Source organism: Pseudomonas sp. RC10 (assembly GCF_038397775.1).
Taxonomy (GTDB): domain Bacteria; phylum Pseudomonadota; class Gammaproteobacteria; order Pseudomonadales; family Pseudomonadaceae; genus Aquipseudomonas; species Aquipseudomonas bambusae.
Genome location: NZ_CP151650.1, coordinates 5,326,764 through 5,349,533, shown reverse-complemented (window position 1 = coordinate 5,349,533; position 22,770 = coordinate 5,326,764). Strand labels below are relative to the sequence as shown.

21 protein-coding genes are annotated in these 22,770 nt (G+C 60.8%); 9 read left to right on the top strand and 12 right to left on the bottom strand.

What is annotated here, in order from left to right; all coding sequences use genetic code 11:
- Positions 1-15 precede the first annotated feature (15 nt).
- From AAEO81_RS24185 to AAEO81_RS24160, 6 genes are all read right to left on the bottom strand, one after another.
- A complete protein-coding gene (locus tag AAEO81_RS24185) occupies positions 16-798 on the bottom strand; it encodes a transporter substrate-binding domain-containing protein (protein WP_166593445.1) in 783 nt (260 codons plus the stop codon).
- A 381-nt stretch (positions 799-1,179) separates the two neighbouring features.
- On the bottom strand, positions 1,180-2,895 hold the full coding sequence (locus AAEO81_RS24180; RefSeq protein ID WP_341959545.1) for an ATP-dependent DNA ligase: 1,716 nt from the start codon (positions 2,893-2,895) through the stop codon (positions 1,180-1,182).
- Complete coding sequence (locus AAEO81_RS24175) at positions 2,892-3,929, bottom strand: ligase-associated DNA damage response exonuclease (RefSeq protein WP_341959544.1); 1,038 nt, start codon at positions 3,927-3,929, stop codon at positions 2,892-2,894. Before AAEO81_RS24175 ends, AAEO81_RS24180 begins: the two co-directional genes overlap by 4 nt.
- A gap of 380 nt (positions 3,930-4,309) precedes the next feature.
- A complete protein-coding gene (locus tag AAEO81_RS24170) occupies positions 4,310-6,793 on the bottom strand; it encodes a penicillin acylase family protein (protein WP_341959543.1) in 2,484 nt (827 codons plus the stop codon).
- Positions 6,794-7,064: 271 nt separating this feature from the next.
- Positions 7,065-7,277 carry an SEC-C metal-binding domain-containing protein gene (locus tag AAEO81_RS24165; RefSeq protein WP_341959542.1) on the bottom strand — a complete coding sequence of 71 codons (213 nt, stop codon included), beginning with the start codon at positions 7,275-7,277 and terminating at the stop codon, positions 7,065-7,067.
- Between the two features lie 4 nt (positions 7,278-7,281).
- Complete coding sequence (locus tag AAEO81_RS24160) at positions 7,282-7,767, bottom strand: LEA type 2 family protein (protein WP_341959541.1); 486 nt, start codon at positions 7,765-7,767, stop codon at positions 7,282-7,284.
- Between the two features lie 110 nt (positions 7,768-7,877).
- Here AAEO81_RS24160 and AAEO81_RS24155 point away from each other — a divergent pair, with 110 nt between their 5' ends.
- Positions 7,878-8,495 (top strand): hypothetical protein, encoded by a 618-nt coding sequence (locus tag AAEO81_RS24155; protein WP_341959540.1) that lies wholly within the window; start codon positions 7,878-7,880, stop codon positions 8,493-8,495.
- 54 nt (positions 8,496-8,549) lie between these two features.
- Here AAEO81_RS24155 and AAEO81_RS24150 read toward each other — a convergent pair whose 3' ends face one another.
- Together AAEO81_RS24150 and AAEO81_RS24145 are read right to left on the bottom strand one after the other, a co-directional pair.
- Entirely contained in the window at positions 8,550-9,023 is a 474-nt protein-coding gene (locus AAEO81_RS24150) for a YchJ family protein (RefSeq protein ID WP_166593438.1), read from the bottom strand.
- A 10-nt stretch (positions 9,024-9,033) separates the two neighbouring features.
- Positions 9,034-9,531: a DUF6231 family protein gene (locus AAEO81_RS24145; RefSeq protein WP_341959539.1), complete on the bottom strand. Its 498-nt coding sequence runs from the start codon at positions 9,529-9,531 to the stop codon at positions 9,034-9,036.
- Positions 9,532-9,774: 243 nt separating this feature from the next.
- On the opposite strand from AAEO81_RS24145, the gene AAEO81_RS24140 reads away from it, so the two are divergent.
- From AAEO81_RS24140 to AAEO81_RS24130, 3 genes are all read left to right on the top strand, one after another.
- Positions 9,775-10,476: an OmpA family protein gene (locus AAEO81_RS24140; RefSeq protein ID WP_341959538.1), complete on the top strand. Its 702-nt coding sequence runs from the start codon at positions 9,775-9,777 to the stop codon at positions 10,474-10,476.
- Between the two features lie 367 nt (positions 10,477-10,843).
- Positions 10,844-11,119, top strand: coding sequence for a DUF1145 domain-containing protein (locus tag AAEO81_RS24135; protein ID WP_341959537.1), 276 nt, complete (start codon positions 10,844-10,846; stop codon positions 11,117-11,119).
- Positions 11,112-11,885, top strand: coding sequence for a collagen-like protein (locus tag AAEO81_RS24130; RefSeq protein ID WP_341959536.1), 774 nt, complete (start codon positions 11,112-11,114; stop codon positions 11,883-11,885). Before AAEO81_RS24135 ends, AAEO81_RS24130 begins: the two co-directional genes overlap by 8 nt.
- A gap of 136 nt (positions 11,886-12,021) precedes the next feature.
- On the opposite strand, the gene AAEO81_RS24125 is transcribed toward AAEO81_RS24130, so the two are convergent.
- Positions 12,022-12,486: a DUF2269 family protein gene (locus tag AAEO81_RS24125; protein ID WP_341959535.1), complete on the bottom strand. Its 465-nt coding sequence runs from the start codon at positions 12,484-12,486 to the stop codon at positions 12,022-12,024.
- Between the two features lie 124 nt (positions 12,487-12,610).
- On the opposite strand from AAEO81_RS24125, the gene dinG reads away from it, so the two are divergent.
- From dinG to AAEO81_RS24100, 5 genes are all read left to right on the top strand, one after another.
- Positions 12,611-14,755: an ATP-dependent DNA helicase DinG gene (gene dinG / locus AAEO81_RS24120; protein WP_166593432.1), complete on the top strand. Its 2,145-nt coding sequence runs from the start codon at positions 12,611-12,613 to the stop codon at positions 14,753-14,755.
- A gap of 135 nt (positions 14,756-14,890) precedes the next feature.
- A complete protein-coding gene (locus tag AAEO81_RS24115) occupies positions 14,891-16,039 on the top strand; it encodes a serine hydrolase domain-containing protein (RefSeq protein ID WP_341959534.1) in 1,149 nt (382 codons plus the stop codon).
- A 150-nt stretch (positions 16,040-16,189) separates the two neighbouring features.
- Positions 16,190-17,275, top strand: coding sequence for an OmpA family protein (locus AAEO81_RS24110; protein ID WP_341959533.1), 1,086 nt, complete (start codon positions 16,190-16,192; stop codon positions 17,273-17,275).
- Between the two features lie 48 nt (positions 17,276-17,323).
- Positions 17,324-17,971, top strand: a complete 648-nt coding sequence (gene pdxH / locus AAEO81_RS24105; RefSeq protein WP_341959532.1) for a pyridoxamine 5'-phosphate oxidase — start codon at positions 17,324-17,326, stop codon at positions 17,969-17,971.
- Between the two features lie 178 nt (positions 17,972-18,149).
- Positions 18,150-18,614 (top strand): glycine zipper 2TM domain-containing protein, encoded by a 465-nt coding sequence (locus AAEO81_RS24100; RefSeq protein WP_166593428.1) that lies wholly within the window; start codon positions 18,150-18,152, stop codon positions 18,612-18,614.
- An 89-nt stretch (positions 18,615-18,703) separates the two neighbouring features.
- Here the strand turns inward: AAEO81_RS24100 and nhaA are convergent, their stop codons facing one another.
- The 3 genes from nhaA to AAEO81_RS24085 form a co-directional block, all read right to left on the bottom strand.
- Positions 18,704-19,903: a Na+/H+ antiporter NhaA gene (gene nhaA / locus AAEO81_RS24095; RefSeq protein ID WP_341959531.1), complete on the bottom strand. Its 1,200-nt coding sequence runs from the start codon at positions 19,901-19,903 to the stop codon at positions 18,704-18,706.
- Positions 19,904-20,256: 353 nt separating this feature from the next.
- Positions 20,257-21,870 (bottom strand): NAD(P)/FAD-dependent oxidoreductase, encoded by a 1,614-nt coding sequence (locus AAEO81_RS24090; protein WP_341959530.1) that lies wholly within the window; start codon positions 21,868-21,870, stop codon positions 20,257-20,259.
- 186 nt (positions 21,871-22,056) lie between these two features.
- Positions 22,057-22,737, bottom strand: a complete 681-nt coding sequence (locus tag AAEO81_RS24085; protein ID WP_341959529.1) for a hypothetical protein — start codon at positions 22,735-22,737, stop codon at positions 22,057-22,059.
- Positions 22,738-22,770 lie beyond the last annotated feature (33 nt).

Here is a 22,770-nt window from a genome sequence, read left to right as displayed (position 1 = left end):
TGGGCGTTAGTTTACTTATTTACCGCTGTACAGATTCAGATCACCAAAGTGCTTTTTCTGGATCTCGGCATACTTGCCGTCGTCGTGTAACGCTTTGATACCTTTATCCAAAAGCGCTTTCAGGTCTTTGTTACCTTTCGAGATGCCGACGGCCGTTTTGGCTGGCAGCAGTGGATCGTCGATTGGCTTGCTGACTTCGTAATCAGCACCTTGTGGCGACTTCAGGAAGCCCAGTTCGGCTTGCAGCATGTCTTGTACGGAGGCGTCCAGGCGACCCGATACCAGGTCAGCGTAAACCTGGTCCTGGTTGGCGTAGGCCTGGGTTTTCACGCCAGCCTTGTCCAGAACGGCCTTGGCGTAGGCTTCTTGAATGGTGCCTTGCTCGTAACCGACGGTCTTGCCTTTCAGCGAAGCGGTGTCAGCCGAGATGCCGGAACCCTTTTTGTAAACCAGCGAGGTCGGGCCGGAGAACAGTTCGCTGGAGAAGTCGATGACTTTCTCGCGCGCTGTGGTCACGGTCATGGAGGAGATCACGCCGTCGAACTTGTTGGCTTTCAGGCCAGGAATCATGCCGTCGAAATCGCTCTCGACCCATTTGCACTTGACCTTCAGTTCAGCACAGATCGCGTTGCCCAGGTCGATGTCGAAGCCTACCAGGCTGCCGTCAGCGGCTTTCGATTCGAAGGGCGCGTACGAAGGATCGACGCCGAAACGCAGCTCCTTGTATTCCTTGGCCATTGCGTTGCCAGCGGCCAGACAGATGGCGAGTGCGGAAAGGGTCAGCCATGCTTTTTTCATCGTTCAGTCCTTAAAACCAAATTGAGCGTTGGGAACACGCGAAGGCTTGCTACCGGCAGGTGCCAGACCGCAAAAAGATAGCAATTTCCGAACCAAAGAGACGAACGTGCGTTTTAAATGTACGGAGTTGTCGCAATGATGACTTTGAGCCATCTCTTGTCTTTTTTCAGGGCGCCGGAGGCAGGGGGAGAGTAGCCGAAACGATCGAAAAGGGCGCGGTAAAAATTCCTGTTTTCCATGGCGCAGCGGCCACCGCCGACGAGGATGCTTAGATTCGTAGCAGTCCGCCCGCTGTCGGTAGCGATCCCGGATAGATCAACGCTGGCAATCCGTGCTGCTAGAAAGGGCATGCCTGGAGGGCGGTACGCACCATGTTGGTGCTCAAGCGAGCAAATCCTGCAGCGTCGCCAAGCTGTCAGCCTCGGCCACGGGCTTGTCCAGTCGCCAGCGCAGCATGCGGGGGAACCGTACCGCAATCCCGCTCTTGTGACGTTTCGACAGCGCAATCCCCTCGAACCCCAGTTCAAAAACAAGGGTCGGGGTAACACTTCTTACCGGGCCGAACTTTTCCACCGTGGTCTTGCGAATGATTGCATCGACTTTGCGCATCTCTTCGTCAGTCAGCCCGGAATAGGCCTTGGCGAACGGCACCAGCGTGCGCTCGCTGGATTCCGGCGGCCCGTCCCACACCGCGAAGGTGTAATCGCTGTACAGACTGGCGCGCCGGCCATGGCCACGTTGGGCGTAGATCAGCACGGCGTCGACGCTGAACGGGTCGATCTTCCACTTCCACCAGACGCCCATGTCCTTGGTTCGGCCGGTGCCGTACAAGGAATCCCGGGCCTTGAGCATCATGCCCTCGACACCGAGACTGCGGGATGCCTCGCGCTGTTGGCCCAGATCGAGCCAGTCCTTGCCGCTGAGCACCGGGGATGGCATCAGCACCGGGCTGCGCGCCTCGGCGATCACCTGCTCCAATTGCGTACGCCGTTCATGTTGCGGGCGGCTGCGCCAATCGTGGCCCTCCCACTCCAACAGGTCATAAGCCAGCACCACCACCGGAACATCTTCAAGGATCTTCTTGCCCAGGGTCTTGCGACCGATGCGCTGTTGCAGGAGCGCGAATGGCTGGACCGACGGCGTCTCTTCATTGGGCGTGCCCGGCGCAGGTGTGTTCAGTTCAAAGTCGTCATCCGCTTCCGGGGAAGGTGTAGGCGCTTTCCACACGACGATTTCGCCATCGATGACGGTGCCATCGGGCAGGCATTGCGCGAGGCTGTGCAATTCGGGGAAACGGTCGGTGACCAGCTCTTCGCCTCGGGACCAGATCCACAGCCGTCCCTCGCGCTTGACCACCTGTGCGCGAATCCCGTCCCACTTCCATTCCACCTGCCAGCGGTCAACGGGGCCAAGCAATGTTTCAAATTGGTCCACCGGCTGCTGCAACGCATGAGCGAGGAAGAACGGGTACGGCTGGCCGCCGCGCTGAGCGTGTTCATCTTCGGACTCTGGGGCGATCAGCTTCAGATAGCCTTCTGCGCTCGGGCGATGGGACAGATCGGTATAGCCCACCAGCCGTTGCGCCACACGCTTGCTGTCGATGTCGGCCAGTGCGGCGAGGGCGCGCGTGACCAGCAGTTTCGACACGCCAACGCGAAAGCTGCCGGTGATCAGCTTCAAACAGACCATCAGGCTCTGACGGTCCAGCTGCGCCCAAAACGTCGGCAGCCGTTCCAGCAATTCTTCAGGGGGCAGGCCGCGCAGGGGCAGAAGCTTGTTTTCCATCCACAGGGCGAGGCCTTCGTCAGAGCTGTGTTCGGCTTGCGGCAGCAAGAGCGAAAGGGTTTCCGCCAGATCGCCCACCGCCTGATAGCTTTCTTCGAACAGCCATTCGGGCAGGCCAGAGAGCAGCATTGCCTGTTCCCGCAACAGGCGTGTCGGGACCAGTTGCCGAGGCCGACCGCCGGACAGAAAGTAGACTGCCCACGCCGCGTCTTCCGGGGCGGCATGGGCGAAATAATGCTGCATGGCCGCGAGTTTGGCGTTGCTGGAGGTGGTGGCGTCCAGCAAACCGTAGAGTTCGGCGAAGGCCTTCATGAGGCCGCCTCTTCTGACGTGGTTTCCGGCTTGGCGGGGGCATCGTCTTCTTCGTCGCCGTATTCGGTGGTGAAGCCCTGGGCGTCGAGCCCAAGTTCGCGCAGGTAGCGCACCAGCACCGCCACCGAGCCGTGGGTGACCATCACCCGTTCGGCGCCGGTGTTCTCGATGGCCCACAGCAGGCCGGGCCAGTCGGCGTGGTCGGAGAGGGCGAAGCCGCGATCCACGCCGCGCCGACGACGGGTGCCGCGCAGCATCATCCAGCCGCTGGCAAAGGCGTCGCTGAAGTCGCCAAACCGACGCATCCAGGTGCTGCCGCCTGCGGAAGGCGGCGCGACGATCAGGGCTTGGCGCAGGGCGGGATCGGTTTTTTTGAAGTCACCTGCGTATTGCGTTTCAGGAATCCGCACACCGGCTGCGCGGTACACCCGGTTCAACGGCTCAACAGCGCCGTGGACCAGAATCGGGCCGATGCTCGGGTCGATGCCGTGAAGGATGCGCTGGGCTTTGCCGAAGGAGTAGGCGAACAGCACGCTGGCTTTGCCGACGGCGGCATTGGCGCGCCACCAGTCGTTGATGCCGGTGAAGATTTCCGATTGCGGCTGCCAGCGGTAGATTGGCAGGCCGAAGGTGGATTCAGTGATAAAGGTGTGGCAGCGCACCGGCTCGAAGGGTTCGCAGGTGCCATCGGGTTCGACTTTGTAATCCCCCGATGCGACCCAGATTTCGCCTTTGTATTCCAGCCTGACCTGAGCTGAACCCAGCACATGCCCGGCGGGGTGCAGGCTCAGTTTCACGCCGTGGTGGGTGATGGATTCGCCGTATTGCAGGGTCTGCAGGTTGATGTCCTGACCCAGTCGCGAACGCAGAATGCCTTCGCCGGGGGCGGCGGCCAGGTAGTGCTGGTTGCCGGTGCGGGCGTGATCGCCGTGGCCATGGGTGATGACGGAGCGTTCGACCGGGCGCCAGGGATCGATGTAGAAATCCCCCGGCGGGCAGTAGAGGCCTTCGGGGCGGGCGATGACAAGGTCCATGGATTTGACCGGATGGGGGGCTTGTCAGGTAGAGCGGTGGGGATTGGGGGAAGTTCGGTTTGTTTTCTGGAGCAATGGGGTTGTCGCCAAATCATAGGCGCACCGCTGATCCATGTGGGAGGATTCAGACACGCCGCAACCCCCCTGTGTGCGAATTCATTCGCGAAGAGGTTCAGGCGATAGAGGTGTTCTGGATTTGCCGCCGCCTTCGCGAATGAATTCGCTCCCACAGGTATGGCGGCGTGCCCGATCACGCTAGAGCGCTACGTTCTGTAGGAGTGAGCTTGCTCGCGATTGCGGTGTGTCAGGCAGCGGTGATGTGCCTGAAAGGACGCATCGCGAGCAAGCTCACTCCTACAGGGGGTGTGTATTGCCTGGCCTTATTTCCCCGGCGTCAGGGTCAAGCGCTGTTTGCCGTACACCTTCTCCAGGTTCTCAGGCTGCATCGGGATTGACATGTACAGGCCCTTCACCCACGGGTCGATGCCGTTGGCGAAGTACGGGCTGGACGGGTTGCCGGATTGGCCTGCGGCGTTTTGCGCCATCAGCGGCTCTTGCTGGGCGAAGTCGACGATCATGCGCATGGCCGGAATCACCGCTGCGTTGAAGTCCTGACCCCAATGGAAGCCCGACGCGTTCAATGTGGTGTGGTCGCCGCCCGCTGCCATCGGCCCCTTGATCACGCTGGCCTTGCTGCCGCCCAACGCTGCGCTCAACTGTCCACTTTGCGAATTCCAGGTGTACTGGTGCAACTTGCCCCATTGCCAGGCTTTGTGATCGCCACCCAACTGACTTTCCCCTGCGCCGATCGCGGCGGCGAGACTGCGCGCCAGGATGGCGGGTTTGTCTTCTTTCTGCGGCGTTTTGACGTCGTCCCAGTACGGACTGTCCTCACGCCCAAGCAGGTGATCGGCCTGTGGCGAGTAGGAAAGGTCGGCGCTTTGCACCAGAGCTTTCCACGCCGGGCTGCTTTCCGGGCCGAGTTCGTCGAGGAAAATCTGCTTCGTGCTTTCTTGCAGGAACAGCTCGTAAATCGCCGCATCGCTCGATACAGGCGACAGGCGACCGTCGAACGCCATCAGTCGGCTCAACGCTTCCCGTGCCTTGTCGCGGTCAGCCGGGGGGAGGGCGTCAATGGCCTGCTTCAGCGGTTTGGACATACCCGGCGCTTCGAACATCTTTTTCAGCTTGGCCGCGAAGGTCGTGGTCTGGTCGTACTGCATGGCGATGGTGCTGCGGGTGTCCTGCTTGCCACTGTTGGCCAGTTCGGCAATGCGCTCGGCCCGCTCCGGGTAATCCCAGGAATTGGACAGCTGCATGCCATAGCCTTTTGGCACGGTGCGCTGATTGGCGGTGCCGATCCAGCCTTGCTGCGAGTCCTGGTCATAGGGATGCAGCATCGCGTCGGCGTAACCGTCCCAGTCGTAACGGCCTTCCCAGCCCGGCGACGGAATCAGGCCCAGGCCTTCGCGGCGGTTCGGGTAACGTCCCGTGACTTGCCAGCCGGTGTTGGTGGCGTCGGCAAAGACCATGTTCAGCGTGATCGCACGAATCTCCCGCGTCGTGTCGAAGGCACGCTCGACGTTCTGCGCGCGGGTCAGGTCGAACAGCGCATCAAGGGATTTGTCATCCTTGGCGGTTGGAGTCTGCAAGGCGATGCCCAGGCCGTTGGCCACTTGCGCCGAGCTGCCGTTGAGCAGCGCTCCGTGACGGGTCTCGTAAGCGGCTTCACGAACCGGGCTCTGGCCCTTGATGAAATAGGTTTCTTCGTGAGCGCCCGCCGCGACCCATTTGCCGTCGGCCATGACCATCAGCCGATTGCCTTCACGCTTGAGCTTTTCGAGGAACAGGTCCTGATTGTCGCCCATGGCCGGGCCCATGCCCCACGCCAACTTGCCGTTGAAGCCCGACAGAACCAATGGCAGTCCCGCGACCGTCGCGCCCGCCGCCTGATATTTCGGTGCGCGAATCTGCACGAAATTCCACATCGACGGCAGCGTGGCCGGCAGTTGGCTGTCGGTGGCCAACAGGCTCTTGCCTGCACGGGCGCGTTGCGGCGAGATCACCCAGTTGTTGGACGCTGAAACGCCCAGCAGGTTGAGGTCGGAGAGTTGCAACGCGGCCTTGTCCAACTCGCTCAGGCCCGGCATCTGGCTGCCGAGGTTCAAGCCCTTGAGCTTGTCAGCTTCAGCGAACGGCAGCTCCTCGTCCGGATACGTCGGCAGCAGCCAGGCGAGCTTGTCCGCGCCGACCTTTTGCGCCAATACCAGCGAAGAGATTTCTTCCTGCAGGTTCACCGACAGACTGAAATTGAGCAGGCTGAAGATCAGCGCCGAGTCTTCGGGTTTCCAGTATTCCGGCTTGTAGCCCGCATCCGCGAGGTCGGACGGCAGCTTGTCGCGGTAGCGGAACAGATACGCGTTGACCCCCCGTGCATACACCTCGAAGAAGCGTTTCAGGCGCGGCGACGAGGCGTTGTACAGATCGCCCGCCGTTTGCTTGAGGTTGGCAGCGCGCATCATGCGGTCCAGGTCCAGCGCGCCGGGCCCTGCGATTTCCGACAGGCGGCCCTGAGCCAACAGGCGCATTTGCACCATTTGTGAGACGCGGTCGCTGGCATGGACATAGCCGAGGGTAAACAACGCATCGTGGAATGTGCTGCTTTCGATCAGCGGCATGCCCAGGTTGTTGCGACGCACGGACACGTTTTGCGCCAGGCCTTTGATGGCGTAGACGCCGCTGGTGGGCGGCAGGTTGTCACGGTCTTCGCCGCCCAGCTGGCAGCCTGCAAGGCTCAACAGCCCCAACATGGCAGCGGCTGTGCTGAGTCGCGACTTCAGGGATGAATGGGCGGGCGAGGCCATGTTGTAGCTCCTGCGGGGGTAGGCGTTTGGAAACGCGCTACGTTAGAGAGCAGGCAGGCGCCACGCAAGCGGGGGCAGGGAGTTTATTTCAGGATTTTTCAAACTTAGGCAGCTTCGCAAATCCCTGTAGGAGTGAGCTTGCTCGCGAAGACGGTGGGTCAGCTACGGATAGGCAGTCTGACAGACCTCATTCGCCAGCGAGCCGGCTCCCACAGAAACCTTGCTCGGCAATAGACCGTCTACAAAGGATGCTGCGACCTTGGAGCGGTCATCAGGCGCCGTGGCATTTCTTGAATTTCTTGTCGCTGCCGCACGGGCACGGGTCGTTGCGGCCCACGTCTTTCAGCGCGTTGCGCACAGGCTCTTGAGGCTCATGGTTGCAGTGCGGGCCGTGCACGTGACCGTGACCGTGGTCATGATGGTGGTCGTGGTGGTCGTGATCGTGGTCGCAATCAGGACCGTGCACGTGGGGTTGGTTGCTCATGGGGTTACTCCGGAATCAAATCGCCGGGAATTATGTCGCCATCGCGACCAATACGCACGCTGTCTCCGAATAAAAATCCGGTCTTGAGCTTGCCTTCCAGTCGGTAATGAATAGGCTGCTTGGGCTTGCCGAGCATCCGGGTGACATCCTTGAGGTGTTCCCACAGGTTGGTGCGGATCGGCACCGAGAAGTTCTTGTGGCCGTTGGCCTTGACGATGAACCAGTCGCTGTATTCGCCGTCCGCAATCAGGATGTCGTTAAGAATGACCTTATATCGCAGCCCCCGTACCCACAGATCGGAGTCGTTGGGGTTATCGATGCGAAAGCGCAGTTTCATGTCTTGCTTCAGTAACCTGGCCTTGACCACGTCCACCTTGAGCAGTTTGACGTCCGGGTCTCTGACATCGCTGCTGGAAAACGTCGAGCAGCCCGACACCGCCAGCGCCACGAAAAGGGCGACGATTCTGAATATGCTTGCCTGAAACACCATGGTTCACTCCCTGTTCGGCTTGCAGTCTAGCAAGTGGCCATTTCAGGGCAACTCGCTGTTCCACAAAGCCTGCGCCATACTCACGCCATGTGTCGAAGGAGTATTGACCCATGAAGCTGTACGAAATCGTTTTTTCCGGCCAATTGATACCGGGTGCACAACTGGACCGGGTCAAAGCCAACCTGGCCAAATTGTTTCAGGCCGACGCGCAGCGCATCGCACTGCTGTTCTCCGGTCGGCGTCTGGTACTGAAGAATAATCTCGACCAGGCCGGTGCCGAAAAATACCGTTCCACGCTGGAACGGGCAGGGGCGCTGGCTGAGGTCGTGGAAATGGCGGGGCAGGTTCAGGCCGAGCCCGAGCGTGAGCCGCAGCCTCAACCGATGGAAGTGGAAGAAGTCGAACTGGCGCCGCCCCCGGATGAGCCCACCTGGACGCGTCGGGGCCCACGTGCTTCCTCCGGCCCTGAAGGCACGCCCGGTACGTCCGGCAAGACCTCAAGGCTTGAACCTCGGGATGTCTACATGGCGGCATTCGTTGATGTCGAAGCGCCGGACTTCGGACTGTCGGAGCTGGGGCGCAACGTGCAGGACCCGAAAGCGGCGCCGGTTGCGCCTCGGCTGGATTTGTCCGGGCTGAGCCTCGCGCCTGCCGGAAGTGACATGGGGCAGGCGAAGCAGGTTAAGCACGTGATCGTGCCGGATATTTCTCACCTGAAACTCGCGTGAGTTCAAACCCTGTAGCAGCCTGACAATTCGAACGGCTACAGAAGACCGCGCGTTTCAGGCCATGTAGGCCGAGCAGCACTTCTTGAACTTCTGCTCGCTCCCGCACGGGCAGGCGTCGTTGCGACCGGCCTTGAGTTGCACGGTCGGGTCGATGAAGTACCAGCGGCCATTGTTCTGCACGAACGCCGAGCGCTCGCGATGGCTGTGTTCGCCTGTCGCGTCATGCCAGCGTGCGGTGAAGGTGACGAACGCGTGCTCGGGTTTGCCGCCCAGTAACTCGGCGCTTTCCACCTCAAGCCCCAACCACGTGCTTTGCGCGCTCCACTGCTGAATCGAGTCGCGGTCCAGGCTGTTTTTCTGCACCGGCAACGTCGTGTCCAGCAGGTAATCCACCAGACCTAACACATAAGCGCTGTACCGCGAGCGCATCAACGCCTCGGCGCACGGCGCGGGCAGCCCCGCGTGATAGCGACCGCAGCAGCCATCCAGAAGGTCGCCGCTGCCACAGGGACAAATTGCACTGCTCATGATGCAGGTCTCACCACCAATATTTGCCAAAGTTTTCCGGGTTGGCCCAGAACTTCGCGTTCAGCCAGTCCGGCACCTGTTTGTATTCCCGCAGATCGTAGGTGAACAGCGTCAGCACCTGCTTGTCCCGGGCGAAGCGTTCGCTTGCTTGCAAGGCCAGCGAATAGAAATCCGTCGTCTGCCAGCCGCAGGCCGTCATGTCCGCCAGCACGGCGATGCGGCTGGCGTTGAGGTTGCGTATGCCGCCGAGCAATTCCAGACCCGCGCGTTTGGGGAGGTGTTCGAGGCAATCGACGGCCAGCGCCAGATCATAACGCTGACGGGCGATTTCAGTGGGCAATGCCCCTGGCGCGGCGTGCGTCAGTTCGGTGTCCGGATGGGCATCCTGAAACGCTTGCAGCGCAGGAAAAGTCGTCGCGCCAATCAGCAACAAACGCTTGGGTGCATAGCGGTCGAGCAGGGCGGCGAGCGCTTGCTGGGGCGTGCGGGTGGAGAAACTGTCGGTCATCTGAATCCCTCGATCAAGCCAGCAAGGTTAGCGCGCCGAATCTTTATGGCCTAGTGCCTGAACTTTTTTCTCCGTCGCCATGACAAAGCGTACGGAGTGAAGGCAAAAGGCTATTTGTAAAAGAACAAGCCACATAGTGCGCTGAAAACCAAGAAACCCCCGGTTTTAGGGTGGCAAATGGCCCCAGCGACGTCTTTACTGCATTTCAGTCGGTTTTAGCCGATACCAAAGGAGAAGAACTGTATGAGCATGATTCGGACAGCGTTACCTCTGATTTTGGTTACCAGTGTATTGACGGGCTGTGCCGGCTTGCAAAAGACCGACTGGCCTCTGTGTGCTGCCGGTGGCGCGCTGAGTGGTGCCGCGATCGGCGCCTTCCAGTCCGCTTCGGTGGCGGCGGGCTTCGGCGCGGCAGTGGGCGTGATGGCCGGCGCGTATTGCTACGCTCACGGCGACGGTGATGATGACGGCGATGGCGTGCTGAACAGCGTCGACAAGTGCCCGAACACGCCGAAAGGTACGCCAGTGGATGCGACGGGTTGCCCGATCGTGACCCCGGCGCCTGAGCCAGCGGCTGCCCCGGTCGTGCTGCCTAAGGAAGAAGTGATCACGATCCGTGATGTGCATTTCGAGTTCAACAAAGCAACCCTGACCCCAAGCGACAAGCAACAGCTGGACATGGTAGCGACCAAGCTGAAAACCGAGGCACCGAACGTGCAGCTGCACGTGAGTGGTCACACGGACAGCGTGGGCAGCGACGCCTACAACCAGAAGCTGTCGGAAAAACGTGCGCATTCGGTCACGGATTATCTGATCAGCTCGGGTATCGCGCGCAGTTCGTTCGTGTCGGTTGAAGGCGATGGCGAAGCCCGTCCGGTAGCGGACAACAAAACGGCTGAAGGTCGTGCGTTGAACCGTCGTGTCGAGATCAAAATCAATCGTTGATTGATTGCGCGTTGTCAGAAAACCCCGGCCTTTGTGCCGGGGTTTTCTTTTTTGGGATTGATAGGTTGATGAGTCCCGGAAAAGACAGCGCTTTCGAGGCATGCACACGGCCCTGACTGTGGGAGCGAATTCATTCGCGAAAGGCGCGCATGACCGCCGCATCTCTATCGTCTAAACCCCCTTTCGCGAATGAATTCGCTCCCACAGGGATCTTCATCGAACGCCAGATCCGTTCTCGGATGAAGATCCCTAGATGACCTCTCAAACCTGCGGCATTTGGCAACATCCTCTGGCATAGTCGCTCCCGTCGCCGTACTGTGCGCAAAGCTTTTTCGGCACAGCAATAAAAATACAGCAGGGGCGTGTCATGAAGGTGGTTTGGGGGTTGGGTAAAGTCTTGACGTTGGGGTTCTGGGCGGTGGTGCTGGTCAGTCAGGCCGCCGTTTTGCCGGTGCCTTTCGGTATGTTGCTCAAGCTGGCGGGCAGCCTCTTGCTGCTGACGCATGTGATGGAACTGTTTCTCTTCAACGGCAGCCTGCGGGGGCGTTTGCATCCATGGTCCGACCGCTTGCAGATTTTGATTTTCGGTATTTTCCACCTGCAATCCTTCGGTCGCCGCCAGGCAGAGGTTCACCATGCGTAACGCGTTACTGATGACGGCGAGCCTGCTGTCGGCCCTGAGCAGTTCTCTGGTGATGGCCCAGGCTCTCACGGTTGAGCCGCATTCGCTGATGCGCCTGCCCAGCAACGCCAGTGTGTTGAAGCTGGACCGTCTGGACGTGGCCGATTACGGCACCTTGCTGATCCCGGCAGGCCTGGTCGAAGTGCAGGTCGGTCAGTTGGTGATGGGGCATGAGTCGCGCATCGCCATCGTGCCAAGCGCGGAGCCGTTCAAGCTGGACGTCAAACAGGGCAACCTGGGCTCTGGTGCTCAAATCACCGCCCGTGGTGCACCGGGGACCTTCCAGAAATCGCCGCTGCCGGGTCGCAACCTGAACGTGCGCATTGAGCAACTGAGTGCTGACGTCTTGTCGATTGATGCGCGCGGCGGTGCAGGTTCGCCGGGGTATGTCGGTCTTGACGGTGGCAATGGCCAGGACCCTGGTTGCACGTGGGGATCGGCAAGCCGGGGGTATGACGGCGACAACGGCGGCAATGGCCGTGACGGTGCGCCGGGGGCTTTGGTGCGACTGGAGCTGCCTCAGGCATTTCCGGACGACCGCGTGAAGGTGAACGTGCAAGGCGGTGCCGGTGGCGCAGGCGGCGAGGGCGGTCGCGGTGGCAAGGGCGGCGCCTCCAAGGGTTGCGTGGTTTACCGTGCCGATGGCGCCAAGTCAGGCAAGAACGGCGATAAAGGCCAGACTGGGGCCACCGGGCCTGCGGGATCGGTTAGCGTTCGCAAGCTGTAACGCCACCCCGCAATTCACTCTGGGAGCGAATTGATTCGCGAGAGGGCGGTGCATCCAGCCGGGATGTGGCGCCTGCGAACGCCATTTGCGAATGAATGCGCTCCCACACCGTCCGTCCGCAGGCTAGCGGGGACAGTCAAAACCCGGGCCGTGCCGCAGCAATGGCAATCACGGCAATCCCCACGATCAGGTTGATCCCCACCAACCGCCGAATTCCACCCAACGCAGCGGCACCGTCGGCCCATTGCTCCGCCGCGACGGCTTTGCGCAGGTTCGGCAGGTTCAGCGTCGAGATGCGCAGAAACAACGCCACCATCACCACATACAGCCCGATCATGACTTGCACGTAGCGAGGCGCGGTCTGAAAGCCGCTGAAGTTGAGGTTGATCATGCCGATCCCGGTGACCGGCAGCATAATCACCGCGCACCACACCCAGACGAAGAAACGCGGAAACACCTGCACCCACAGCTTCAGGCGGGCCGGGCCTTCCAGGGCGGCGATGACCGCTGGTCGCAGAATCATCCAGGCAAAAAACATCCCGCCTACCCACAGGACGGCAGAAAATACGTGCAGTACGTAGACAAAGGCTACAGGTGACATCGACAACTCCGATCTGCGCAGAAGGATTTAGCGCGGTATGATAGCCGCCCGCTGCAACCACTGATAATTTATCCAGCGGTTTTTTCACTTGTTACCCTGCGATGCCGAGCCAACGACCCAGCCCATGATCAGTACCGAACTCAAATCCCAGATTCAGGGCGCCTATTCGCGTTTCCTCGAAGCCAAAAGCCTCAAGCCTCGCTACGGCCAGCGTTTGATGATTGCCGAGGTGGCCAAGGTGCTGGGGGACATCGACACCGATGAAGAGGGGCGCCGCACGGGTGACCCCGCGGTGGTTGCGGTTGAGGCCGGAACGGGTACGGGCAAGACGGTGGCGTACGCCATCGCGGCGATTCCCACGGCCAAGGCAGCGGGCAAACGGCTGGTCATTGCGACTGCAACCGTCGCGCTGCAGGAGCAGATTGTCCACAAGGACCTGCCCGACCTGATGCGCAACAGCGGCCTGAACTTCACCTTCTCGCTGGCCAAGGGGCGAGGGCGCTACATGTGCCTGTCCAAGCTCGACGTGTTGTTGCAGGAAGGCAACGCACAAAGCGCCACCGCACAATTGTTCGAGGAAGAAGGCTTCAAGATCGAGGTCGATGAGGCCAGTCAGAAACTCTTCACCACCATGATCGAAAAGCTCGCGGGCAATAAGTGGGACGGCGACCGCGACAGCTGGCCCCAGGAACTCGCGGATCAGGACTGGGCACGACTGACCACCGATCACAGCCAATGCACCAACCGGCACTGCCCGAACTTTCAGCAGTGCGCCTTCTATAAAGCCCGTGAAGGCATGGGCAAAGTCGACGTGATCGTGACCAACCATGACATGGTGCTGGCCGACCTGGCGTTGGGTGGCGGTGCCGTGCTGCCCGATCCTCGCGACACCCTCTACGTGTTCGACGAAGGCCATCACCTGCCGGACAAGGCGATCGGCCATTTCGCCCATTTCAGCCGTTTGCGTTCCACCGCCGACTGGCTTGAACAGACCGCCAAAAACCTCACCAAATTGCTGGCTCAGCACCCGCTGCCCGGCGATCTGGGCAAGCTCATCGAGCAGGTGCCGGAACTGGCCCGCGAGATCAAGACCCACCAGCAGTTCATGTTCACGGCGTGTGAGCAACTGGCCGATTTCAAAGCCGGCGAAGACATGGAAGGCCGTGAGCGTCCTCGCCATCGTTTCGTTGGCGGCGTGGTGCCCGAGCACATGCGCGAGATGGGCATCGAGCTGAAGAAGGGTTTTGCGCGGCTCGACGACCTGTTCACCCGCCTCACTGAACTCCTCAAGGAAGGCATGGACGGCGAGGTCAACATCGGCATCGCCAGCCATCAGGCGGAGGAGTGGTATCCGTTGTTCGGCAGCCTGTTGGCGCGGGCACATGGTAACTGGGAACTGTGGACCGCGTTCACCGCCGAAGACCCGGAAAACAGCCCGCCCATGGCGCGCTGGCTGACGTTGGCCGACAGCGGTTCGCTGTTCGACATCGAAGTCAATGCCAGCCCGATCCTGGCGGCGGAAATGCTCCGTCGCAATCTGTGGAATGTCGCTTACGGCGCGCTGGTCACTTCCGCGACGCTGACCGCCTTGGGCAAGTTCGACCGCTACCGCATGCGCGCCGGTCTGCCCAAAGATGCAGTCACGGCCGTGGTGCCAAGCCCGTTTCATCACGCTGATGCCGGTGTCTTGCGGGTCCCGGACCTCAAGGCGGACCCGCGCAACGCTGCGGAACACACGGCTGCAATCATTCGCGAGTTGCCGGATCTGGTCGAAGGCTCCAAAGGCACGCTGGTGCTGTTCTCATCGCGCAAGCAGATGCAGGAAGTCTTCGATGGGCTTGAACGCGACTGGCGCAAGCGGGTGTTCATTCAGGGCAACCTGTCCAAGCAAGAGACCCTCAACAAGCACAAGGCGCGGGTCGACGGCGGCGATGAGAGCGTGCTGTTCGGCCTCGCCAGTTTCGCCGAGGGGGTCGACCTGCCCGGTGCCTACTGCGAACACGTGGTCATCGCCAAGATTCCCTTCGCGGTGCCCGACGATCCGGTCGAAGCGGCTCTGGCGGAATGGATCGAAGCGCGGGGTGGCAATCCGTTCATGGAAATCGCCGTGCCCGATGCCTCGCTGCGTTTGATTCAGGCCTGCGGGCGGCTGCTGCGCACCGAGAAAGACCGCGGCATCATCACGCTGCTGGACCGGCGCGTCGTGACCCAGCGTTACGGCAAAGCCATCCTCAACGCGCTGCCGCCGTTTCGACGGGAAATTTCCTAAGGGTCTGAAGGGCGTCGCCTGCCTCGGCGCCTACAGCCCGTGCTGTGCGTCTGACGGTGCAGCGCGGTTCCCAAATCCACCAATCGCTGGAACAATGCACGCCATTTTGTGCAGCCCGAGCCGGAGAGTGACACCGTGCAGATTCAAGGTCATTTCGAGCTTCAATTCGAAGCCGTGCGCGACGCGTTCGCCGCGCTGTTCGACGATCCTCAGGAGCGTGGCGCGGCACTGTGCGTGCAGATTGGCGGAGAGACTGTTCTCGATCTGTGGTCGGGCACGGCAGACAAGGACGGCGCGCAGGCCTGGCACACCGACACGATTGCCAACCTGTTCTCCTGCACCAAGACGTTTACCGCTGTCACTGCCCTGCAGATGGTGGGTGAAGGCAAGCTGAATCTGGATGAACCGGTGTCGCGCCTGTGGCCCGAGTTTGCGGCAGCGGGCAAGCAGTCGATCACCTTGCGGCAGTTGCTCTGCCATCAGGCGGGGCTTCCGGCCATTCGCAACCTGCTGCCGGCCGAAGCGCTGTACGACTGGCAGGCCATGACGGATGCACTGGCGGCGGAGGAGCCGTGGTGGACGCCGGGGCAGGGCCATGGCTATGCGGCGATCACGTACGGCTGGCTGGTGGGCGAAGTGATTCGTCGCGCCGACGGACGCGGGCCGGGTGAGGCCATCGCTGCGCGCATCACGCGACCGTTGGGCCTGGATTTCCATGTGGGCCTGCCGGACGAGGAATTCCATCGCGTCGCACACATCGCGCGGGGCAAGGGCAACATGGGTGACGAGGCTGCTCAGCGTCTGGTTCAGACGACGATGCGCGAGCCCACGTCGATGACCGCCCGAGCGTTCACCAATCCGCCGTCGGTGATGACCAGCACTAACAAACCCGAGTGGCGGCGCATGCAACAACCGGCTGCCAACGGCCACGGTAACGCCCGCAGTCTGGCCGGTTTTTACAGCGCGCTGCTTGACGGCAGCCTGCTGGAAGCCGACCTGATCAACGAGCTGACCCGCGAGCACAGCATCGGTCAGGACAAGACCCTGCTCACCCAGACACGTTTTGGGTTGGGCTGCATGCTCGATCAGCAAACCGTGCCCAACGCCACGTTCGGGCTGGGCGGGAAATCCTTCGGTCATCCGGGGGCGGGAGGGTCGGTAGGGTTCGCCGACCCCGAGCGCGATGTGGCCTTTGGCTTCGTCACCAACACCTTGGGCCCCTATGTGCTGATGGACCCGCGCGCACAAGGTCTGGTTCGGACGCTTGCTGAGTGTTTGCAATAACTATCGGCGATAAGTGCTTGTTCTACCGACTGTCAGTTAAACCGCTCATATCGGAACCGTAGAGCGGTTTCCTTTTCCAAATCGGCGTTTATGCGTGTTATATGGGCGCTGCTTCGTTCATTTTCTGATCAATTATTTGTGTGAGTCACCATGTCTGCCAATAAAAGTCTCGCATTTGCCTTGTGCCTCGCCGTTACCGGCTGCGCACAAACCCCTCAGGATTCATCGGCCAGCAACGATCACTGGTGGTCGTTCGGCTCCAGCAAAGGCTCAGACGCCGCACCTGTTAAGCCAGCACCCAGCCCGGCGATCGCTGAAGTGGCCAAAACCGAAGCCGAGAGTGGCTCGCATTGGTACTGGCCGTTCGGCTCCGACCACGGCAAGACCGACAAGCAGCCTGCACTGGCAGCCACTCAGCCTGCCGCCAAGCCGGACGTCGCGAAAGCTGACGATGGTGGCAAGTGGTGGTGGCCGTTCGGCACCAGCGAAGCGAAGAAAGACGCAGCGCCTGCCATTCCCAAGGTTGACCCGAAAGTCACCCAAGCCTGGCTTGACCAATACGAGCCAAAAGTTCGTGAAGCGATCAAGGACAGCAAATTCCAGTTCGAGCGCCGTGAAGACGTGCTGGTCGTGACTGCGCCCGTGGACAGTACCTTCAATCCGGATCGTCCGGAAATGCTGCTGCCGATCAACCTTGGCCCGATCACCCGCATGGCCAAGGTCGTCGAAGGCGATCAGAAAACCGCGATTCTGGTGTTGGGGCACAGCGACGTTGCCAGCGACACCAACCTGAAAATCAGCCAGCAGCGCGCCCAGTCGGTCGCGGCGATCTTCCGCTTGAGCGGTCTTGAGCGTAATCGTCTGAACCTGCGCGGCATGGGGGCGGTAATGCCTCGTGCAGCGGATGACAGCGCTGCGGGTCGTGCGCTGAACCGTCGTGTTGAAATCATCATGACGCCGCAGGACACCATGGTCGCGCTGATGGCCAAGTACAACCTGCCGCCATCCCCGACGCTGGTGGCCGTGCAGCAACAAGCCAAGCCTGCCGTAGCGCCTGCTCCAGCGGCCGCCGCGCCGGCTAAATCCGCAACGCCTGCGAAGAAGGCGACCGCTGCCAAAGCGCCTGCCGCGAAAAAAGCCCCGGTGAAAAAAGCAGCCCCTGCCAAGGCCAAGCCTGCACCGGCAAAAGCAGCGGCCAAGAAACCGGCTGCGGACGCCCAAGCGAGTGCCAACTGAGGGTAATATCGGTGTCCCGTTTCCGGATACCGATTAAGGAAGGCAGTGATGAGCCAGCATCTGGCTGATATGCGTCGTAACTACGCTCGCGAGGGTCTGACCGAATCGCAGGCGCCGGCAGAACCCTTTTTGTTGTTCCGTCAATGGTTCGACGAAGCGGTGAAGACCGAGCAAGCGCCTGTCGAAGCCAATGCCATGACACTGGCGACTGTCGACGCAGACGGTCGCCCTCACTGCCGAATCCTGTTGCTCAAAGGGCTGGATGCCCAAGGGTTCACCTTTTTCACCAATTACCAAAGCGCGAAAGGTCAGCAGCTGGAAGCCCGGCCTTTCGCTGCCATGACCTTCTTCTGGCCGACCCTGGAGCGCCAGGTGCGCATCGAAGGTCGTGTTGCCAAGGTCTCCCACGAAGAATCCGACGCCTATTTCCAGGTCCGCCCACTGGGCAGTCGCCTGGGTGCATGGGCGTCGCCGCAAAGCCAGGTGATTGCAGATCGTGAAGCGCTGGAAGGTTTGCTAAAAGCCACCGAAGCGCGCTTCAGCGACACGCAACCGGAGTGTCCTGATCACTGGGGAGGCTATCGACTTGTGCCGGATCGCATCGAATTCTGGCAAGGTCGCCCGAGCCGTTTGCACGACCGGCTGAATTATCGTCTGGTCGATGGGCAGTGGACGCGTGAGCGTCTGGCGCCCTGACGGTTTGGCGGCGCGGGTCGCAACTCTTTGAATCTATCCAACGGGCCGTCGTCCATACTCATAGACGTGGCGACAATCTGTATAGCGCCTGAATAAACGTAAATTACCGGAACAGGCCCGTGACACCGCTCGGTGCCGGGGAGTCTAATGGCTACCTGTTCCCCTGGAGGCAAATGTTATGCGTAAGTCTGTTCTGTTGGTTGCTTCGTTCACCGCCATGGCGCTGACGCTGGGCGGCTGTACTTCGAGCCTGACCGGCGACTCGTATTCGCGCGATGAAGCTCGCCAGGTTCAGACCGTGCGTTTGGGCACCGTCGAATCCCTGCGTCCTGTGAAGATCGAAGGGACCAAGACCCCAATCGGCGCTGGCGCCGGTGCAATCGTGGGCGGTGTAGGCGGCAGCGCCATTGGCGGCGGTCGTGGCAGCATCGTGACCGCCGTGATCGGTGCTGTGGCAGGTGGTCTGCTCGGTTCGATGACGGAAGAAGGCCTGACCCGTGCCCAAGGCGTTGAAATCACCGTGCGTGAAGATGACGGCACCATGCGCGCTTATGTTCAGCAGGTTCAGGAAAACGAGATTTTCCGGGTCGGTGAGCGCGTTCGTATCATGACCGTCAACGGCACCAGCCGGGTTGCCCACTGAGGCAGTTTCCCTGCTGAACAGCTGGAAGCGGGGTTTATGTAACACCCGTTAACAAAATAAACGCCCCGCATTGTCGGGGCGTTTTTCGTTCAGGCCGTGGCCTGAGTGTCGACAGCTGACACGTTTCGACTGGCCAAGGCCGTTACGCCATAGCCGATGATCGCGGCGAGTATTGAGCCGGTGAGGATTCCCATGCGGTCCATCCCGGCGAACTCGCTTTGCCCTGGCACGAACGCCAGCGAGCCCACGAACAGGCTCATGGTGAAGCCTATTCCACACAGAATCGACACCCCCAACACCTGACCCCAGTTTGCGCCGGTGGGCAAGGCGGCCATGCCTGTCTTGATGGCCAGCCACGTCAAGCCAAACACCCCCAGCGTCTTGCCCAGCAGCAGACCCAGCGCGATGCCCAAGGGCACGTGATGGGTGAAGCTCTCAAGAGTCACGCCGTTCAACGACACCCCCGCATTGGCGAACGCGAACAACGGCAGGATGCCGTAAGCCACCCATGGATGCAGCGTGTGTTCCAGCTGCTGCAAGGGAGACGGCACGTCTTTCGGGGTCTTCAACGGAATGCAGAACGCCAGGATCACCCCCGCCAGCGTCGCGTGTACGCCGCTCTTGAGCACGCAGACCCACAGCACCAATCCGACCAGCAAATACGGCGCAAGCTTCGCCACACCCAGCCGGTTCATCGCGATCAATGAGGCGATGGAGGCTGCCGCCAAGGTCAGGGACAGCGTGGAAAGTTCGCCCGAGTAGAACAGCGCGATGACGATGATTGCGCCCAGGTCATCAATGATCGCGAGGGTCATCAGAAACAGCTTGAGCGACACCGGAACGCGTTTGCCGAGCAGGGCCAGGACGCCGAGGGCGAAGGCAATGTCGGTGGCCATGGGGATCGCCCACCCACCCAGCGCTGCGGGATTGTCCTGATTCAGCGCCCAGTAGAACAGCGCGGGCACCACCATGCCGCCAATCGCCGCTGCTCCGGGCAGGACGATCTGCGAGGGACGAGAAAGGTGCCCCTGAATCACTTCGCGCTTGACCTCCAGCCCGATCAACAGAAAGAACAGCGCCATGAGGCCGTCGTTGATCCACAGCAGTGAGGGTTTGGCGATCTTCAAGGTGCCGATCTGTGCGACGACGGGCACGTCCAGAAAGCCGGTGTAGAGCCAGGACAACGGCGAGTTATTGACGAGCAGGGCGAGGGCAGCCGCAGCGATCAACAACAGACCGCCAGCCGCTTCCAGCTGGAAGAAACGTTTGAATGTATTGCGTACGGGCAAGGTCACTCTCCATGGACATGCGCAAAAGGAGCGACACCGTACCCTGTGTTCTTATGTCTGAAAACAAAAGTTATATTCGATTTTGTTATTAAAAATCGATGTGAAACCTGTATACAACGCATCTGTAATTTTCGTTACAAGATGCTGCGAGGCGCGAGCGGTGTGGGTTGTAGGAATTTTCTGATTTTTGAAGGAAGACTTCGGAGTTGTCTCACGCGCATGATTCTGTGGGAGCGAATTCATTCGCGATATGTCAGTGCAGACAGTGCATCTCTATCGCCTGACACATTTTTCGCGAATGAATTCGCTCCCATAGGGTAATACCGCGCCCTCAGGGAACAGGGCGCTATCGGTTAATCAACGATCCCCAACACGCTCTTGGCCAACGCCTCGGCAATGCGAATCCCGTCGACACCTGCCGACATGATCCCACCGGCGTAACCTGCGCCTTCACCGGCAGGGAACAGGCCTTTGACGTTGAGGCTTTGCATGTCCGCGCCGCGGGTGATGCGCAGCGGAGACGAGGTGCGGGTTTCGATGCCCGTCAACACTGCGTCGTGTTGCGAAAAGCCTTTGATCTGCTTGTCGAACGCGGGCAGCGCTTCACGGATGGCTTCGATGGCAAAGGCGGGCAGGGCGTCTGCCAAATCAGTCAGTTTCACGCCGGGCTTGTAGGAAGGCTCGACTTCGCCCAGTTGGGTCGAGGCCTTGCCTGCGATGAAATCACCGACCAACTGTGCAGGGGCTTCGTAGTTTTCGCCGCCCATGATGTAAGCGTGGGATTCCAGCCGCTCTTGCAGCTCGATACCGGCCAATGGGCTGCCCGGATAATCTTCGTCCGGGGTGATGCCGACCACGATGCCCGAGTTGGCGTTGCGCTCGTTGCGCGAATACTGACTCATGCCGTTGGTGACGACGCGATTTGGCTCAGACGTCGCGGCCACCACGGTGCCACCCGGGCACATGCAGAAGCTGTAGACCGAACGGCCGTTCTTCGCGTGGTGCACCAGTTTGTAATCGGCGGCGCCGAGTTTCGGATGACCGGCGTATTTGCCCAGTCGCGCACGGTCGATCAGGCCCTGTGGGTGTTCAATGCGGAAGCCCACCGAGAACGGCTTGGCTTCCATGTACACGCCACGGCCGTGCAGCATGCGGAAGGTGTCACGGGCGCTGTGACCCAGCGCGAGGATCACGTGTTTCGAGTCGATACGCTCGCCGTTGCCCAGCATGACGCCCTGCAGTTGGCCGTCTTCGATCAGCAGGTCGGTGACCTTCTGTTCGAAGCGCACTTCACCGCCCAGCGCGATGATCTGCTGGCGCATGTTTTCCACGACGCCGGTCAGGCGGAACGTGCCGATATGCGGTTTGCTGACGTACAGAATTTCTTCCGGCGCGCCCGCTTTCACAAACTCGTGCAGCACTTTGCGGCCGTGGAATTTCGGGTCCTTGATCTGGCTGTAGAGCTTGCCGTCCGAGAACGTGCCTGCGCCGCCTTCACCGAACTGTACGTTGGATTCGGGGTTGAGCACGTTCTTGCGCCACAGGCCCCAGGTGTCCTTGGTGCGCTGACGCACTTCCTTGCCGCGTTCGAGGATGATCGGCTTGAAGCCCATCTGGGCCAGTAGCAGCCCGGCAAAAATGCCGCACGGGCCGAAACCGACCACCAAGGGCCGCTCGGCCAGATCAGCCGGGGCATGGCCAACGACTTTGTAGCTGACGTCCGGGGCCAAGGTGACGTGTTTGTCGTGGCTCAGGCGGGTGAGCAACGCGGCCTCGTCACGGACTTCGAAGTCGATGGTGTAGATGAATTGCAGTTCGCTGGATTTCTTGCGCGCGTCGTAGCTGCGCTTGAACAGGGTGAAATTCAGCAGCTCGGCACTGTCGATGCCCAGGCGTTGCAAGAGCGCGGGGCGCAGCGCTTCGTCCGCGTGGTCCAGCGGCAGTTTGAGTTCGGTGATTCGTAACATTGAAAGGTCCGGTTTCGGGCCGCAGGATCGGCCCGGCAGCGCTACAAGAACCGGCGATTATAAGCCACATTGTCCTTGTAGGAGTGAGCTTGCTCGCGATAGCAGTATTTCAGCCACATGACTATTGACTGACGCACCGCTATCGCGAGCAAGCTCACTCCTACAGGTTTGGGTATCGCTGGCGCGTCAGTCGTTGCGCATCGCGCCGAAATACGCACACCCACGGCGTACCTGCCCATTGACCCGCAACTCGGCCGTCAGGTGCTGCACCGAGCCGTTGGCCGGGTCCACACAGCGCTGCGGGGCGACGTACAGTTCGACATGCTGGTCGTTGGCATCGGTCACCAGATTGAAGCGGCCCTCTGGCAGTTGCTCTTCCAGATACGGCACGGCAAACGGCTCCATGCCTTCACGTTCGAGCACCAGACCCTTGCCGCTGGCGTTGAGGTTCCATTTTGGGCCGTTGCCGCTGGCATGAATGGTCAGGCGTTTGAAGTTGGCATCTTCGCAGGCACCGTTCGGGCGCTCGACGCGATAGAGCTGGTAAACATCGGCCTGTCCGTCACTGCCCTGCGCCCGGCTCGCGACGAAGTTGCCGCGGACATCAGCGAACGCCTTGCCGCTTTTGTCCACCACGGAGGCGGCTTCCTGCAGCACGCCGGTGTTGCCTTTGTCAGTGACGGCATAGCGACGTTGTTCGTTGCAGGGTTCGAAAAACAGTTTGCCGTTATCGCCGCTGAGAGTGCCTTGCATGCGGATCATGCCGGCCTTGGAAACCGAGGCTTGCTCGGTGTGCGAGGGCAGCAACTGACAGCCCGCAAAAACAGGCAGGAGGGCGAACATCAGGACGGAACGAGCAGCGAACATGGGGCGGTCTCCAGACAAGTGCCGCCACGTTAC